This is a genomic window from Cyclobacterium sp. SYSU L10401, from assembly GCF_010993705.1.
In the GTDB taxonomy this organism is placed as follows: domain Bacteria; phylum Bacteroidota; class Bacteroidia; order Cytophagales; family Cyclobacteriaceae; genus Cyclobacterium.
The window spans coordinates 407760-423641 of the sequence record NZ_WOFO01000003.1; the positions used below are offsets into that span (position 1 = coordinate 407760).

Below are 15882 nucleotides of genomic sequence, written 5' to 3' on the forward strand. Positions count from 1 at the left end.
TAAATCGAAATTATTACATTCGGCTGCTTAGCCTGTATAGTCGCCTTTAAAATGATGAGAGGCTGCGAACCCAGAAATAGGTGTTAAAATAAAATGTTGAGAAGGGTTCCAATTCCTCTCTTATATCAGGTCAAAAAATCTACTGGTTTCTTGGAAAAATTTTCATTGGCCAATGTAGCTGTACCTGATATTTTTTTGGACCAATAATTGTTCAAACGCTTAAATCAAATTTTCATAACCCGATTTGATCACTGTAGAAAGCATTTTGAACTGTTCATTGGCATTAAAATGATGGAAGGAATGGGCAGGAATGATGATGCCTTCCCCCAGCGCAAGTTTATAGACCTTTTTATCAATCAAGATCTCGGCAGCACCATCAATGATTTGCACATAGGTATCGAATGGAGACGATTTTTCAGCTATCTCTTCCCCTGCATCCAGGGAGGAAACGGTAACATTTCCGGTTATTTTTTTTAGGATGGTTTTACTCACAATTGAACTTGGAAGGTACTCAATGATCTGCACAATCACATGCGCCTTTGTTTTTTCCAATTCCCCATTTTCTCTTTCAGCACCATCTTTATTCAAGTTTTTCATCCGCAGTTGATTTAAGCAACAGGTAAATGTAAGTCAATTCAATCGGTAAAGTATTATAACTTACCGGTATTTAGTTATATAATTTATAGATCATCCAGGTTGACATTTCTCCTCTTTTTCATGGACTTAAAATAAGAAGGAGTAAGGCCTGTAATTTTTTTGAATTGGTTGGATAGGTGGGCCACACTGCTGTAATTTAAAAGATGGGCAATCTGAGAAAGATTTAGTTCATCATAAAGCAAAAGTTCCTTTACCCGTTCAATTTTATGTATAATAATATATTGCTGTATAGTAATTCCAGTAACCTCAGAAAATATATTAGACAAATAGGTATAGTCGTAGTCGATTTTTTCGCTGAGGTAATCAGAATAATTCACTTTTGGCACTTCATCTGTATAGTGAACCATTTCTACGATCATACTTTTGATTTTGTTGATTAGAATGGTTTTTTTATCATCCAGCAATTCCAACCCTGATTTGCGCAGGTTTTTTTGCAATTGATCGTGCTGTTCGGCAGTGAGCGGCTCTAGTAACTCTACTTCTCCCAATTGAATGTTTGCAAACCTGATATGAAGTTTCTTCAACTCTTCTTTTACCATCATTTTACATCGAAGGCTGACCATAAACTTGATATGAATTTGCGGCAAAGACATCACATCTTGAATATACTCCATATTTACCATAGTAGCTAATTTCAATTTCGGAATTTGATTCCCAGAATCTGGGTTCGTTTTCTTATTATGCTCTACTTTGATCTGGTAGAAATTTTTGAATTAAAATATACTCCGTTCGTCAATATTTGGTACCTCAAATATTGGATTCTCATGGGTCAAATGGATTACATTATTTTAATTCTTTTTGCAGAAATCACAGATTATAAACCAGGCTTCCAATCAATTATTATTAAATAGCTAACTATTTAATTAACAATAGAAGTTTTAGCCAATTAATCAGGAAGTTGAAGCATTTATATAAATCAGATCAATGATCATGTAAATGATAAGGCCTAATTTTAATTACCTTAGGTAATCCTAATTTTACAGCAGTAATATAAATTTAAAAGGTCATGACAACTGAAATATCGGGCACATTCGGAAATAAGACCAACGGTTTGGAAGCAAAAAGAACAGCGCTTGAGGTGACAACCCTTGAGAATCGGCGTTTATTGGCCGAATTGAGTAGTTTACAGCAATTGAACAGGGAGTATAAATCCATTATTCACCATGCTTCTCATGATCTGCTAGGTCCTATAAACGATGTTGTATCGTTAGTGAACCTGATGGTGGAAACCAAAGACCCTGAGGAAATTGATTACCTTTCTAAACCGGTGCTGAAGGCGATCAGTAAGTTCAAAAGCTCCTTGAATGAACTGTCAATTTTTAAGGAGAGAGAAAAAGAACCCGAATTGACCGGTACAGTCAATATTAAAACGGTACTAAATGAGGTAACCGAAAGTATCAATAGTCAGATCATAGATGCTGGAGCAGTTTTGACCAGGTCATTGCAGGTTACACATGTACAAATGCCGATAAAGCATTTGAGAAATATATTTTTTAATCTCATTTCGAATGCGATAAAATTCAAATCTTTGGATAGGACGCCAGCCATTCACGTAAGTTCTTTTCGAAAGGGGAATTTTGTAGTGATAGCGGTATTGGACAATGGTACAGGTATTCGCCCCGAGAAAATGGACAAATTGTTCACAAAATTTGGCACCCTTCATGAGGAACCTTATCCCGGAGAAAGCCTGGGTATTGGGCTTTTTCTGGTAAAAAAATTACTGGAAGAATCCGGAGGAAAAATTGAAGCAGAGAGTGAGTGGGGAAAAGGTTCGGTTTTCAATGTATACCTGAGAGATGAAGCTGCTTCACTTAGCTCCAAATTCTCCCCAGCTACCTGAAACAGGCAGGTTTGGATCAAAAAGACGGGTACTAAATATCGTAAAATATAATTCGGTTTCGGAATCAGGCTTTCAAGTATATGTCAAATTCAGACCCTTCTTCTGGTTTGCTTTTAAAGGTAATCCTTCCCCCGGCATTTTCGATGATTTTTTTCACAAAATACAAGCCTATACCGGTTCCTTCGACATTTTTGACCAAACGGGTATAGGGGGTGAAGATAAGCTTTTGCTTGTCCTCTTCTATGCCTATTCCATTATCTTTTACAGAAATATGAATGAATCCATCAGATTTTTCAACCTTCACATGAATCTCCGGGGGGGTATTTGGCCGTTTGTATTTAATAGAATTACTTAAGAGGTTGTAAAAAATACTTCTCAGGTTCTTTCTGGAAAAATTCACTTCTGGCTCCTGAATGTCTACTTCAATGATGGCTTTGCTTTGATTTATTTTATCGCGGAGAACCATTTTCACCTGTTGGAAAAGGCTTTCAACCCTTACCAGTTCAACTTCTTCCTTAAAGTTACCCTCAACCTTGATGACTTCGGAAAGTTCGGTGATGATTGTTTTCATCGAAGCTATGGACTCCTGTAGCAAATCCTTGGTTACCTCATGGTCTTTATAATCTTCTTCTTTCCAATCCACGATATGGTCAGAGCTTTGGATCAATTGGTTTACCAGGCCCTCAATGTTGGAAAGCGGACCCTTGAGGTCATGGGAAACAGAATAAATAAAGGTTTCATGAGAGGCATTGAGTCGTTCCAGGTCTTTCAGGACTTTGATGCGGTCAGTGATATCAATAAACGTAATGATCACCCCATTTGACTTGTTTGTTTTTTCAATAAGGTAGGGAATGATGTTCATCTGAAACCACCTGAAGTCTGTTGTCTGAATCTCTTTTTCATAGATTTTCCCGGAATCTATTACTTCAGTCACATTTTCGACAATAGTGGAATAGCGGATATTGTCATTCAAATCTTCCAGGGATTTTCCAATATCGTCAGGGGAAAAATTGAATTGCTTCATGGCTGGAGGTGTGAACTTACGCAGTCTCAGGTTGGCATCAACAAAAAGTTGGGGTATGATGGTATTTTTGAAGTAATTCTCCAGCTCATCATTTAACTTAATCAGTTCGTCAATTTTTTCTAGCGACATTTTATTATTTTTAGTTGGTCAATTCAATTAAAGGCAGTTTTTACTTTCTAGATGCTAGTTGAAATGGAGCATGGTAGCTGGTATGCTGATGCACTTCAGGGTGTTTGAGCCAGGGAATGCCTGGATTTGTAAAAGACTAAATGACCTTCTATTGATGTTTAAAAACCTCGGCAAGGTAGTGAATCTTATGCCATTGGTTTTACATACTTTTAAAAATATTTAACAAGATTATCACTAGCAGTTTGAAACCTAAATCTGGCAGTGGGAGATGAGCTATTCATCCATTTAATTAAAGCTCAGACCATCAAATTTCTCCATTTCCGATGCATTCTCCGACTTTTTGGGATAAATGATCAGGATGTTATTTTCAGGAATCAGACTTTCCATTTTTTCGGGAATATTATCCATCATGTGATGGTATGAAGCGGAGCCTTTTCGGGCAGCCACCAGGACTACCAACTCATCCATTGCTAAATTTTGGGATTGGTTTTTGAAATATTCCCAATCGGAGACCGCATGGTCTTTTACGCTCGCACTTACCTGATTGGATTGGATTAACACTTGCAATGATTCAAGGGTTGATCCCATGGAAAAAAACTGAACTTTCGCACTCAATTCACTGGAAAGTCTGGCTATTTTCAGAAACCAGTGAATAAATCCGAATTCTTTTTCAGCCCATTCAGGGACGAAAACAGAAATGCTCCTGTGCAGCAGCAGTGGCCTTTCCAAATGGCAAATAAAGATAGTTCTATCCGTATTGGACACGATGGCATCCATTTTCTGCCCAAAGATTTTTTGTATCAATCCCGATTTTCTGGGCCAACCAAGAACGATTGTATCCGCCATAATTTCCCTGGATACCCTGGCAATGCCACTGGCAGGATTAAGGTCTAAGGTTGTAATGATATTAACCTCCGTATCGAAGGCGGCCGCCTGTTCTACAAATCCCTCAAGCTTTTTTCTTGCTTTGACAAGGTTGATTTCTGCCTCTTCATTGTTTGAAACTACAGAGAGAATGGATATCGGGTTAATGGATTTCTTGTCTTTGATGAAAATGGTAAATTCCAGGAGTTTTTCAATATTTTCTACATTGGCAAAGGGCAATAACAGGGTTTCCTGCTTTTCTATTTGAAATTTCAATAAATCAGAATTGTCATTCTCAGATTCAATAATGAGTCTTTTCGCTGCTCTTTCAGTCACCAAAGAAGAGACCAGACAGGTAATTAGTATTAGAACGACCGTTCCATTAAGTATGTTTTCATCCAAAATTTCCGCCCGGTAACCTACCAGAATTACAGCCAGGGTAGCTGCAGCATGGCCCGAGCTCAAACCAAAAATCAAATTCCTTTGCGCAGGTGTATAACGCAGGATCAATTGGGTAAACCAGGCTGCAACCCATTTACCAAAAAGGGCGACTACAGAAAGTGTTCCCGCAATAATCAGTGCCATGGGTCCGCTAAAAATCACCCTAATATCAACCAGCATCCCTACGCTAATTAAGAAAAAAGGAATAAAAAGGGAATTGCCTATAAATTCAATTCTATTCATCAAGGCTGAGGAATGAGGAATCAATTTATTCAAGCCCAATCCGGCCAAAAAAGCACCAATAATCGGTTCTACTCCGGCTAATTCAGCAATAAAAGCAGCTAAAAATACCATAGACAATACGAAAATATAGTGGGAGTGCTTTTCGCTTTCCAGCTTCTTGAAAAACCATTTGGCTATTATTGGCATTAGGATAAGAACGATAGCAGAAAAAATACTGAGTGATATACCCAATCTTATCCAGAATCCTGAATCCAGTGTTCCTTCGCTTTTTCCGACGATTACAGCCAATATGATCAGCACCGCAGTATCGGTCAGTATGGTACCGCCTACTGTTATGGCGACCGCCCTGTTTTTGGCTATCCCCAATGCACTTACAATGGGATACGCCACCATGGTATGCGTAGCAAACATACTGGCCGTAAGAAAACTGGCATTAAAATCATAGCCCAAAATATAATGACATACCGGGAATCCTATACCCAAAGGAAATGCAAAGGTAAAAAAGCCGAAAAGTAGGCTACCATTTCGGTTGGATTTAAATTCGTTAAGGTCCAGCTCCAGGCCAGCAATAAACATGATGTAAAGAAGCCCAATAGTGGAAAACAAATCAATGGCTGAATTTTTTTCCAGCAAATTCAACCCATAAGGCCCTACCAATACACCTGCCAAAATCAAACCTATAATACCCGGAACATTAAATCTCCTCAAGATGATGGGAGCCAAAAGAATAATGAAAAGTATTAATGAAAATACCAATACGGGATTTGCCAGCGGCAATACAAATTCATGCGTAAGGTGGTTCCAGAGCTTTTCCATTTATTGATAAAATATGAATTGGCAAAGTATAAAAATATCAATACATATTTTTCAAATCCATTGATATTTAAAATCAGTTGAACTTAGTCCTGATTCTTGGCCAACCTATTATAGTTAAATTTAAAGGGCGAAATGCTTAAAAATGTAAGCGGCTGAGAGACTTAGTTACTTTTAATTACCTTCTTCGATTTTCTCTTCTACTTCAGCATTTTCTTCCGCATCTGTATTTTCCACTTCCTCTGGATCGGAAGCATCCGGTTCAAAGGTTAATTCGATCCACATGGGAAAGTGATCTGAACCTACCTCCTCCAATTTATCGAATGAAATCAGACCAAAGTCATTGGTATAAAAAACATGGTCTAAGGGATACCGAAATAACGGAAAAAATACGCTATAGGTATTGTAGAACCCCCGGCCTTCCCTGGGATCCAGCAATTGACTGTATTCCCTGAAAAGCTTAGAGGTCTGGGACCAGCCCACATCATTCAAGTCTCCCGCAACGATCACCGGCTTGGGATCTTCTTTTATTTTCTTCCCAATCAACAGCAATTCTGTATCCCTTTCATAGGTGTCAGAACCGGGTTTCGGGGGTTCGGGATGAACCCCATAGAAATCAAATTTGGCTCCAGAGGGTAGTTGGACCTGGGTATGAAAGGAGGGTATATCCATCTCTACCAAATAATTTACTTTAGCGTTCAGTAAGGGGAACTTAGACAAAAGGATCATGCCGTAGGTATTGGGAAGGGGTTCCTTGATGGAATGGGGATATTTCTCATCCAATGGGATCAAAGATTGGGTCCACAATAAATCAGGCTCTGTCAGTAAAATTAAATCAGGGTCCTTTTGATTGATCAGGGAAAGCAACATATCTCTATCGGTATTTTCCATGCGCACATTGCTCATGAGTAGGGTGAATTGGTTTTCGTTTTCTCCTGGAGCGGCATTTTTTGCACTTACGGGCAACAGGGGAGTAAAAGGAGCAATCATAAACAGCTGATAGGACAATGCGGCTGTTAATAAAACTATAAAAGGTAACTTGATGTGGGGTTTATCTTTTAAAAAAAATAACGAAAGCAACAGAGCAAATAAACTGAATATCGAAATTTGTACCCTGGGAAAATCAAAAATCCTGATCCACCAGGTGCCAGTATCAATGATGGGCAGGGCCGTGATTACTATGGCAACCAAACCCAGAATGTAAATGAAATATTTCATGTGTTTATAATTGTCTTTTAGCGGTCACATAGCCTGTCCCGATCCTTAATCGGGAGAATCTCGCATGGCTTATAATCATCCTTGTGTGTGACGGGTACGTCATGCTCGATTTCATCTGTTTATAATTGTCTTTAAATGGTCAGATGGAATCTTCGCATGATTTATAATCATTCCTTTGTGTGACGATTGCGTCATGCTCGATTTCATGTGTTTTTAATTTGATTTCCATCGGCCAGGTGAGTATCTGTCAGCGGACGAGGAATATCAGCACGATAATCATGCCCCATTTTACCTTACCCATTTTCAAGGCAGGTTGGTGACAATTGTGTAAAGGAACAGGTAGGTGATTAATCTAAGGGCTTGATGAAAATATTTTTGAATTCCACGCCCTGCCCTTCGGCTTGAAGACCGATAAATCCTTCTTTTAGCATCTTTCCATCTACCTTGATCGCAGGATCGTAACCATTGGCTACTCCACCTCCAATTTGCGGCTGGGTATATTCAAGGACCTTTTCTCCATTTACCTTATGAATAACCAGAGAATCTCCATAAACGATCAATTCAGCTTCCACCCATTCATCCCATGGAATAGTCGGAGAGGAGGAGTTGATACAATGCCTGGGGTCCACTTCTCCCTTGAAATATACTTCTGTACCCGGTGAGCACATATTTCCGGTAGGACGGGGGTTCCCATCATCGGCATCTGCCAACATTTGGTATTCTACCGAAATTGGCCAATCCTGCTCTTTTAAAATGGTTTCGGGAGCCTGGGAATGAAACATCACCCCACTGTTCCGGTAGGTATAATCCGGAGCATCATCCATCCATTGATCGGTGAAACGATACTCAAATTTAAGATGAAACGAGGAAAACGGCTGTTCATAAAACAAGTGTCCGTAGCGTTGGTCAAAACTGTCATAATCATCATAATTGACCTGAATGACACCATCAATTACCCTAAAGGTATTGGCATAGTTTTCACCGGTTTCGTGATGGTAAAACTTAGGGGTCCATCCTTGCAGATCTTTTCCGTTGAATAAGCTTTGCCATTCGTCCTGCTTTGAAATTTTCGGGCTGCTGGAATCAAAGGAATAAAGCAAAAAAGATATCGTTAGGCCCGATAAAAGAATAAATGTTTTTAGAGAAAATAAATCAATTTTAATCTTATTGTTTTTCATGAGTTTGGTGCTTATTGTTTATAGAACAATGATTGGATGAAAACACGATATTTTCAATTCTATTTGTCAGCTGATTGACTTATGGGCATTTACATGCATTTCTGAATCCAAAATCTGAATGGCTCCAGTTTTGCGCTCCAGCAGGGCTGTAGCCATTCCTACACTGCCTGATCGTATTTGTTTTTGCAGTAAAGGGTTTTCCTTTAAAATTTTGTTTTTTGAATAGTCCAGGTTAAATACAGTGATTTTGTCTGTCCAATCATTCAAATTATTGTCTTTCAATTCTTCCAGGGAATAAAGTCCGGCCTCGAATGCAGGCTCCAACAGGTGACTGATGGGGTCATCCGGTTTTTTTATTTGTTGAATGAGGGCATTTTTGATCAGCCTGTTTTTATTATTCCCCAATAACAATACCAGTTGCGCTCCCTGAAAACTGCAAGCCATCTCTATGGTATGAATTAAATGGGTGTCTACCAGGTTTCCGGCAGCTTTAACCGGGATTAGATCCCCGATTCCAGTGTTTAATAACATATTCAATGGTTCCCGCATATCTATACAGTTGATCACTACTGCCAGGGGAGCATCTTTAATAAAATCCATCAATTCCTTGTTTCTTAATCTACGGGAAACCAGGTTGCCAGCTACATACCGCTGGTTTCCTTCCATCAGGTATTCAAGAATGGCCTTTGGATTGGTAAGGTTTGGTTTAGGATCCAAGGAACTGGACTCTAATTTAATTTCACTGTTGTGTTGATAGCTTTCCTTTAATCCAATAATGTTTACCTCAATGTCATTCTCTTTTGCAAAGGTACTTTGGTAGTCGTGCAAGATGCCTAAGACATCCCTATCAATATAGGAAGAGAAGGTAGCATCTATTACTACTTTGGAGTTTTTCGGCAGGTTCCAGAGCTTTCTTTTTATGGCGGGTTTATTCAAAAAGGAGACCTCATTGGAAAGCTCAAGTCGGATGGATTTCTTTTTTTTGGATTTTGTGGTTTCCTCGTAAAAAAAGGGATTATAGTAATTCCCTCTTAGCAGGAAAAAAACACTTGCCGCGGTCCCAATCAATACACCTAACAATACGTCTGTTAGTAAGATAGCTACTGTAGTTATGGCAAAAGGTAAAAATTGAGACCAACCTTTGGCCAACATGCTCCTAAAAATGGCAACAGAGGCCAATTTATACCCTACAAGCAATAAGATAGCAGCCAGGGATGCTAAAGGAATAAGGTTGATCACACTACTTAAAAAAAGCACACTGGCCGTCAATAAAATGCCATGTATAATGGTTGATAGTTTGGTTTCAGCACCAGCTTCTATATTTACCGAACTTCGTACAATCACAGAAGTGATGGGAATACCGCCTAAAAGACCAGCTAATATATTTCCAACTCCCTGTGCCACCAATTCACGGTTTGGAGGACTTCGTCTTTTATGGGGATCGAGGTTATCTGCCGCTTCTATAGCCAATAAGGAGGCGATAGAAGCTATTAAAGCGATCGTGAAGGCGTAGGTCCAAACCTGAAAATTAAATATCGAACTGAAGTCAGGAAAGGTGATTACAGATGACCAACCTTCTACTTCCGGAATATTGACCAGTTGGTTGCCTGCCAGGTAAAAAGAAGGAAGCGTGAATTTAAATATCATATTGATGATCACACCTAAAATTACCACGATGAGAAAAGGTGGCAATAATTTGATTCGCTTAAGGAAGGTTTTATCCCAGAAAATCAAAATGCCAAGCGATAGCACGGTAAGGAAAATGGCCCCGGGAGAAAAAGATTCCAACAATGCATCGAAATCCGGTGGATTTAAAGATAGGTAACTGGAATAATCCACCGCCTCATTTCCTTTCTTTACCCCCAATGCATAGGGAATTTGTGAGGAAATCAGGATAAGCCCAATAGCTGCCAGCAAACCTTTAATGATATTGGTTGGCATATAATCCGCTATTAAACCTGCCCTCAATATACCAAAGCCTAATTGGAGGATCCCACCAATAAACAGTGCCAGAAGAAAAATCTCAAAACTTTCCAGCCTATCTATGGCAATCAAAACAACAGCAGATAGACTGGCCGCCGGTCCACTAACACTTACATGGGATTGACTGATAGCTCCGATAACTACCCCTCCAATGATTCCAGAGATCAGGCCGGATATCAATGGTGCCCCACTGGCAAGGGCAATACCCAAACACAATGGAAGGGCAACTAAAAAAACAACGATTCCTGCAGGGATGTCTTTTGCCGGACTACTGAATATGGAACGACTGATGTCCTCTATATTGGCTTTTTCAATAAGATCCTTAAAGGGCTGATTTTTATTCAAAACAATGGTTTTTAGTTTAAATAGTTTGCTTAACAAACATAATCTTTATTTTCTGAATATGTATTACACTTAGATAGATTGATGTCTTTATAATTGCTATAAGGATTGGCCGATCCATTCAGGCAAAATGATCCCGGAATGGAATTTTTATTTCGAGATAGACTGACCCGGAAAATTTCCCTACTTTTACCTGTGTTTTAATACTAAATCAATCGTTACTTATCTTTCTTGCCCATGAAACCGATCATTACTGCCTTTTCCTTCTTCGTTTTCTTTTTGTGTATGGGTATCTCCCATGATATTTATCCTCAGGAAGATGCTTTCATTTTTGGTGACCCACTCCCGGATGCACCGGCCCTTTCTTTCAGGGGAAATCACCAGGTGGGGGTTCGTTCCCTGGATTTAGTGCATGAGAACCAGCCTGATATTCAAAACTTTGAAGCAAACAAAGAACCAAACTATGACAGGCCATTAGCAGTAGAGGTCTGGTATCCTGCCACCCTCAAAGGCAATACCAGCCAGGTTGAATACAAGGATTACTTTGGTGCACCCAATGATGGAAAACGACCATTGACGCCATTTACCTTTTCTGGAAGGGCGGTGAGGGATGCTGACCCTGAGCGGAGCAAAGGACCTTATCCTTTGGTAATCGTATCTCATGGATACCTGGGATCCAGGTACCTGATGACTTATTTGACAGAAAACCTGGCTTCAAAAGGATACGTAGTAGTAGCCATTCACCATACAGAGTCAACCCATGAAGCTCCTGGAAAGTTTGCCAGCACCCTTTATCACCGGTCCAAAGACCAACTTTTTGTGCTGGAGGAATTGAGCAGGCTTGGGGGAAGTGGAGCCGACAGTTTTTTGGAAGGATTGGTTGATGCCGAAAATACTGCTTTGGTGGGATACTCCATGGGAGGATACGGGGTATTGAATGCAGGTGGGGCTGGATATGCCCCTGGATTCGTCAGTGCTTTTGGGCAAATGACAGCAGGAAGTCAGAAATTATCTGAGCGAAGCCTTCGCCACCCGTCATTTCAGGCATCCGTAGATCCCAGGATTAAAGCCATAGTGGCCTTTGCTCCCTGGGGCATGGCCAGAGGAGCATGGGACGACGAAGGACTTCAAAATCTTGAAATCCCCACCCTTTTTATTGCCGGTGAGCAGGATGACATTTCTGGCTATGAAAAAGGGGTAAAAGCCATTTATGAGAGCGCCAAAAATGCAGAAAGGTACATGCTTACTTACCTGAATGCCAGGCACAATGTCGCACCAAACCCTCCATTGTCTCCGGACCTTAACCAGGATGATTACATGCATTATGCAGAGCCTGTCTGGGATGAGCGCAGGATCAACAATATCAACCAGCACTTCCTTACGGCCTTTCTGGGCTTAAAGCTGAAAGGTATGACTGAACAGGCCAGGTACTTGGATTTACCGCAAAATTCCCTGGATGAGACCTGGGAAGGCTTTATTCCAAGGACATCTATTGGGCTGGAATGGAGGCAGGATAAGCCTGAAATGTAAATACCCATTTTAGTCCATATTGTAAGGAATGAGCTTAGCTAGGGGGTTGCCATTCCTTTTCACTATTCAGCCTTTTTCTGCCAGCAATGGAGTCCGGTTTATAACCTGCTTTGTGCCTGTTCCTGGTCCGATACTTTTAGCCGTAGGCTGGATTGATCAAATGTGGATAAATCCAGCTTCACATGGATCTGCTGCTTGCCTTTGGACAGCTGCAGGGTTGCGGTTTTTCCCCCTATGCTTGCCTGTTGATCAGCAACCCAGACAGATAGGCCTTTGGTAGCGTTAAATTCCAGGTCCACCTTTCCCTCATTCAGAATTTCCAGTTCAAACTGAAGCAGGGCCAGGTCTTGTCCATCCTTGTCTTTTAGGATTGGCAATTCTGTCACCGGTATATCTCCGGCCACCTTGCTGTACAATACAACTTGCCTCCCCTCTGGCATTTTATCGGAAGAGGTGGACGACCAGTCTGCCGCTGGATCCAACTCAGCATATGCCTTCCAACGCCTGACGAAGTTTTCATTGGGAACCCTGAAGTCTCCAGAAGTACCCAATCTGGATAAATAACCTACCAAATCTATGAACTCCTGTCGTTCGAGCCCCGAAGTTAATCCCGGAGGCATAAGTGATCCGGAAACATTTTCCCTGCCACTTACCTGGCTTTTAGGGATGGTCATTTCATTGCCAGCCGGGTTGCGCATGATCAGTTCACTGGATCCGTCACTGACCAGATAGCCCATCACAATGCTGCCATCCGTTTTGGTAACTTTCTGGAGCTCATAGCCTTCTTTTACGGATTCTGCCGGATCCAACAGGGAGCTGATGATATTATCTATTGGAAGACTGCTACCCAGTGAACTTAAATCAGGTCCCAATTTCCCACCGGCTCCACCTAAAGCATGGCAGGATTGACACATCAAAGCTTGTTTGCGGTAAATGCTTTCACCCAAGATGGGATCCGCTTTGGTTTTTACTTCCTGAGCCAGGGCGTAAACTTGGTTTTCTGTCAATTGCTGGGGCATGCGTTCCGGAGGTAAAACGCCTCCAGAGGCTTCCAATACCTGGCGAAGGTTTTGGCTCAGGGTAGCATTGCGGCGCTGCCATGGCAGGTATTGTTGCATGGCCTTCCTTCCCGTTTTGGCTACTTCCTCCGGAATATTTTCTTCCTTAAGGCCAAGGTATAAAACTTCCGTACCTTCCTCAGTATTCAAAAAGGCAGCAAACATGCGTGATACGTCCGCTTCCGCTAATCCTTCCTTCCAAAGTCCAATGGTTTTGGAAACCACCTGTTCCGGCTTGCTCTGGGCCAGTTGGGTAAGGGCAAGTATTTGGCTTTCTTTATTTTTTCCAGCTGAGGTCAGGTCCTCCAATAAGAGGTTTCCTTTTTCACTTTCCATACTTGCCAGGGCTTTCATAGCGGCTTTTTTGATGGTCGGACTACCCTGCAGGGCAAAATTGAAGATTTGATCCAGCAAGGCCTCCCGGTTCCAAAGGCCTGAAAGGGCCAATGCTCTTGCAAGCACATCTTCTTCTGAGCCATTGTAAAGTTCCCGGATTCGGTCCAATCCGGATGCCGGCTTAATTCCCCTGTCTGAGACCATCTGTATCAAAGCTTCCAATAGCAAAACTTGGCTTTCAGATGCTTCCAGCGATTTTTGGAACAAATCTCCAGCAATGTTTACATTGCCATTTCTGGCAAGGACCTGAATTACCTCCGGAATATAGGCTTGAGGCACCTCATTGGAAAGGAAAATATCCACCAAAACTCCGGCACTTGTGGAGTCATTGACTGCTTTGAGGGCATAAACGGTTTTTTTGGGATTTTCAAAATAAGACCTGTCAGCCAGTAGCCCGGGCATCCAGTAATCCTTGAGATTTCTAATGGTTTGCCAAAGCGCAAAATCCAAAAATTCATTCATGGGTTGATCCAAAACTGACAGGGCCAATTGGGCGGACTCAGGACTTTTGGCCTTACCCAGCGCTACGACTGCCTCCAGCCTGACAGTTGGATGGGGATCCTTTGCAGCCTTTTCAAGAATAGACAAGCTTCCCGGGATTTCATCCATCCATTGACTCAACACCCGTACCCCTGCAGCCCTTGCACCGGGCTGCTCTGCCTGAAGTAGCTCCATCAATAGCCCCTCGTTGACTTCTCCAATGGCCTGGAAGGTCCATAATGCTTCCAATTGATGTTGCTCGTAAGCTATTCCATTGGCGTCTAGTCCCAAAACGAAGGAATTTAAGGCCTTGATGACGCTGTCCCGGTCTTTGGCTTTCAACAATAACCTGGCCTGAAGACGTGTCCAGTTTTCGGGGGCCTTCAAAGCTTCTACCAACTGAGGGACATCCATTTCACTCAGGTTAGCCCTTTTGAGCAGGGGGCTGTTTTTCCTGCTTACCCGCCAGATCCTGCCATGTTGCTGGTCCCTTCTGGGATCGTGGAAGTCTACTTCTCCATGCTGGATGATGGGGTTGTACCAATCAGCAATGTATATGGCACCGTCAGGTCCTACCAAAACATCCACCGGTCGGAAACCAATATGATCTGTCCAGATCAAGTCTTCCGCTTGTTTGGAAACCATTCCATTGGCTGTTTCCTCCAGCACAAAACGGTTTACCCGGTTGGCACGGAAGTCATTGGTGATCAGGTTTCCCTGCCAGCTTTCAGGCAAATGGGCGCCGGAAACAATATCCAGGCCACTGTGTTTGGGTTGACCCGGGTTCAAACCTTTTAAAATACGTTCAGCTCCCGGGGCAGTAACAAAAGTGGCTCCGGGAAAAGCATAATTGATGCCTTCTGTGCCCGCTCCGTCGGTTAAGAATGCTTTTCCCCATTTGTCAAACTGCAGGCCCCAGGGGTTGATCAGGCCTTTGGCAAAAACTTCCAGCTTTTTGGTTTGCGGATTGTACTGCCATACGCCTCCACCTTCCAGTCTGCGAATGCCCCAGGGCGTCTCAACGTGGCTGTAGATATAAATAGATTGATTGAAATACATCAATCCATCTGGCCCCCATCTGAAAGTATGGATGAGATGATGGGTATCACCGGTTCCAAAACCCGAAAGTATTTTTTCCTTTACATCGGCTTTTCCATCTCCATTGGTATCTTTTAAATGCAATATTTCAGTGGAGTTGGCTACATAGACTCCTCCATCTCCGGGAAGTATACCGGTAGGTGTGATCAGCCCTTCAGCAAAGACGGTGGATTGATCAGCCGTCCCATCCCCATTGGTATCTTCCAGCACGATGATTTTATCATTGGCGGATTCCCCCGGACGGAGGTGGGGATAGGCCGTACTGCTGACCACCCATAGCCTGCCCTCAGCATCCCAGTTCATTTGAATGGGCTTGACCACATCCGGCTCTGCGGCAAAAAGGTTCACTTCAAAGCCTTCAGCCAACTGGAACATGTCCATTTGCAATTTGGGATCAGGGGAAGGGATATCTCGCAAGGCATTTTGGCCCAGGAGTTGGGATGTCTGGGCCAGCAGCAGGAGCATCACCAACACTATTGTATTGATCCCCTTCGGTTTGATACCGGGAAAGGAAAAGCAAGGATAAACGGAAGGGAAGGGATGATTATTTTTCATGGGGATTGTTCATTGATCGGTGATAATTATGCT

10 protein-coding genes are annotated in these 15882 nt (G+C 42.0%); 2 read left to right on the plus strand and 8 right to left on the minus strand.

The window, feature by feature from the left end; all coding sequences use genetic code 11:
- Positions 1-219: 219 nt before the first annotated feature.
- Together GL182_RS09580 and GL182_RS09585 are read right to left on the minus strand one after the other, a co-directional pair.
- A complete protein-coding gene (locus tag GL182_RS09580; RefSeq protein ID WP_163379437.1) occupies positions 220-597 on the minus strand; it encodes a cupin domain-containing protein in 378 nt (125 codons plus the stop codon).
- A gap of 83 nt (positions 598-680) precedes the next feature.
- Complete coding sequence (locus GL182_RS09585) at positions 681-1271, minus strand: helix-turn-helix domain-containing protein (protein ID WP_240469756.1); 591 nt, start codon at positions 1269-1271, stop codon at positions 681-683.
- A gap of 392 nt (positions 1272-1663) precedes the next feature.
- Here GL182_RS09585 and GL182_RS09590 point away from each other — a divergent pair, with 392 nt between their 5' ends.
- Positions 1664-2497 carry a sensor histidine kinase gene (locus GL182_RS09590; protein WP_163379438.1) on the plus strand — a complete coding sequence of 278 codons (834 nt, stop codon included), beginning with the start codon at positions 1664-1666 and terminating at the stop codon, positions 2495-2497.
- 64 nt (positions 2498-2561) lie between these two features.
- On the opposite strand, the gene GL182_RS09595 is transcribed toward GL182_RS09590, so the two are convergent.
- The 5 genes from GL182_RS09595 to GL182_RS09615 form a co-directional block, all read right to left on the minus strand.
- Positions 2562-3650, minus strand: coding sequence for a sensor histidine kinase (locus GL182_RS09595; RefSeq protein ID WP_163379439.1), 1089 nt, complete (start codon positions 3648-3650; stop codon positions 2562-2564).
- 285 nt (positions 3651-3935) lie between these two features.
- The gene (locus GL182_RS09600) at positions 3936-6014 is read right to left on the minus strand and encodes a cation:proton antiporter (protein ID WP_163379440.1); all 2079 of its coding nucleotides are present in this window, start codon (positions 6012-6014) and stop codon (positions 3936-3938) included.
- A gap of 171 nt (positions 6015-6185) precedes the next feature.
- Entirely contained in the window at positions 6186-7229 is a 1044-nt protein-coding gene (locus GL182_RS09605) for an endonuclease/exonuclease/phosphatase family protein (RefSeq protein WP_163379441.1), read from the minus strand.
- 347 nt (positions 7230-7576) lie between these two features.
- Complete coding sequence (locus tag GL182_RS09610) at positions 7577-8407, minus strand: DUF1080 domain-containing protein (RefSeq protein ID WP_163379442.1); 831 nt, start codon at positions 8405-8407, stop codon at positions 7577-7579.
- Between the two features lie 66 nt (positions 8408-8473).
- Positions 8474-10735 (minus strand): SulP family inorganic anion transporter, encoded by a 2262-nt coding sequence (locus tag GL182_RS09615; protein ID WP_240469757.1) that lies wholly within the window; start codon positions 10733-10735, stop codon positions 8474-8476.
- Between the two features lie 234 nt (positions 10736-10969).
- On the opposite strand from GL182_RS09615, the gene GL182_RS09620 reads away from it, so the two are divergent.
- Complete coding sequence (locus GL182_RS09620; RefSeq protein WP_163379443.1) at positions 10970-12262, plus strand: alpha/beta hydrolase family protein; 1293 nt, start codon at positions 10970-10972, stop codon at positions 12260-12262.
- Between the two features lie 98 nt (positions 12263-12360).
- On the opposite strand, the gene GL182_RS09625 is transcribed toward GL182_RS09620, so the two are convergent.
- Positions 12361-15849: a PVC-type heme-binding CxxCH protein gene (locus GL182_RS09625; RefSeq protein ID WP_240469758.1), complete on the minus strand. Its 3489-nt coding sequence runs from the start codon at positions 15847-15849 to the stop codon at positions 12361-12363.
- Between the last annotated feature and the right edge of the window lie 33 nt (positions 15850-15882).

What these genes read in the sequence shown, in the direction of transcription:
- GL182_RS09580 (WP_163379437.1), bottom strand. Translation starts at nt 597, where the DNA reads ATGAAAAACTTGAATAAAGATGGTGCTGAAAGAGAAAATGGGGAATTG.
- GL182_RS09585 (WP_240469756.1), bottom strand. Translation starts at nt 1,271, where the DNA reads ATGGAGTATATTCAAGATGTGATGTCTTTGCCGCAAATTCATATCAAG.
- GL182_RS09590 (WP_163379438.1), top strand. Translation starts at nt 1,664, where the DNA reads ATGACAACTGAAATATCGGGCACATTCGGAAATAAGACCAACGGTTTG.
- GL182_RS09595 (WP_163379439.1), bottom strand. Translation starts at nt 3,650, where the DNA reads ATGTCGCTAGAAAAAATTGACGAACTGATTAAGTTAAATGATGAGCTG.
- GL182_RS09600 (WP_163379440.1), bottom strand. Translation starts at nt 6,014, where the DNA reads ATGGAAAAGCTCTGGAACCACCTTACGCATGAATTTGTATTGCCGCTG.
- GL182_RS09605 (WP_163379441.1), bottom strand. Translation starts at nt 7,229, where the DNA reads ATGAAATATTTCATTTACATTCTGGGTTTGGTTGCCATAGTAATCACG.
- GL182_RS09610 (WP_163379442.1), bottom strand. Translation starts at nt 8,407, where the DNA reads ATGAAAAACAATAAGATTAAAATTGATTTATTTTCTCTAAAAACATTT.
- GL182_RS09620 (WP_163379443.1), top strand. Translation starts at nt 10,970, where the DNA reads ATGAAACCGATCATTACTGCCTTTTCCTTCTTCGTTTTCTTTTTGTGT.
- GL182_RS09625 (WP_240469758.1), bottom strand. Translation starts at nt 15,849, where the DNA reads ATGAAAAATAATCATCCCTTCCCTTCCGTTTATCCTTGCTTTTCCTTT.